At 63.3% G+C, this 1,386-nt stretch carries 1 pseudogene; it reads right to left on the bottom strand.

From position 1 onward, the window contains the following. Positions 1 to 1,386 (bottom strand): annotated as a pseudogene (locus EN964_RS34630) (kinesin); the annotation flags it as partial.

A 1,386-nucleotide genomic window follows, 5' to 3' on the forward strand; every position in this document is an offset into this window, starting at 1 on the left:
GCCGGTCTGGCGGCTGAATGCCTGCTCGATTTTCTCGACATCGCCTGCGATAGCGGCAGAGATGTCCGAGCTTCTGGCGGCAATCTGGTCGATGTGGCCCGACAGTGAGCGGTCGACATCCTTGCGGGTCTCAGCCAGCTTGCCGAGATCGTCTTCCAGCGCGAGGGTCAGCATATTGCGGCCTTCGGCGAGCTTGCCGACATGCCCGGCGATGATGTTGTCGATATCGCCGCGGCTTTCGGTGAGCTTCTGCAGGTCAGCTTCGAGGGCGCGTTTGAGAATGTCGCGACCCTCGGCCAGTTTCTCCACCTGGCCGGCGACCAGGCCGTCGATGCTGGAGCGGCTTTCGGCCAGCTTGGCGAGGTCGGCTTCCAGCGCGCGCTTGAGAACATCGCGGCCCTCGGCGAGCTTCTCGACCTGGCCGGCGACCAGGCCATCGATGCTGGAGCGGCTCTCGGCCAGCTTGCCGAGATCGTCCTCAAGCGCTTTCGACAGGGTCGAGCGCTCCTGGACGAGCCTTTCCGCGTGGCTGTTGACGAGGCCGCCGACGTTTTCGAGGTCGGCTTCAAGCGCTTTCGACAGCGTCGAACGGTCCTGCACGAGCCTTTCGGAATGGCTGTTGACCAAGCCGTTGACGCTTTCGAGATCAGCCTCGAGCGCCCGGGCGAACTGTGCTCGGTCATCGACCAGTTTCTGCGACTGATCGGCAATGGTGCCCTTGATCGCATTGAGGTCGGATTCCAGAGCACGCCGCAGGATATCTCGGCCCTCGGACAACTTCTCGACCTGACCCGCAACCAGCCCGTCGATGCTGGAACGGCTGTCGGCCAGCTTGGCGAGGTCATCCTCAAGGGCCCTCGACAGGGCGGAGCGGTCTTGGACGAGCTTGTTCATGTGATCGGCGATGACGCTGTTCACATTCTGCAGATCGGCTTCCAGGACCCGGGAAAGCTGACCGCGATCCTCGGCCAGCTTTTCCGACTGGCTCGATATGACGCCCTTGATCGTGTTCAGATCGGATTCCAGCGCGCGCTTGAGAATGTCGCGGCCTTCCGCCAGCTTCTCGACCTGACCGGCGACCAGACCGTCGATGCTCGAACGGCTTTCAGCCAGCTTGGCAAGGTCGGCCTCAAGCGTCTGCGACAGCAGGCCGCGGTCCTCGGCCAGCCGTCCCGAGTGGCTTTCGATCAGGCCGCGTATTCCGGACAGATCGCTGTCGAGCGAATGGGAAAGCTGCGTGCGGTCCTCCGCCAGTTTGGCGGAATGGGTTTCGATGAGGCTCTTGATGCCGACGATGTCGTTTTCCAACGCCTTGGCGAGCACGGCGCGGCCCTCGGCGATCTTCTCGACCTGACCGGCGACCAGACCGTCGATGCTGGCGCTGTC

This window comes from Mesorhizobium sp. M7A.F.Ca.CA.001.10.2.1 (assembly GCF_003998575.1).
In the GTDB taxonomy this organism is placed as follows: Bacteria; Pseudomonadota; Alphaproteobacteria; order Rhizobiales; family Rhizobiaceae; genus Mesorhizobium.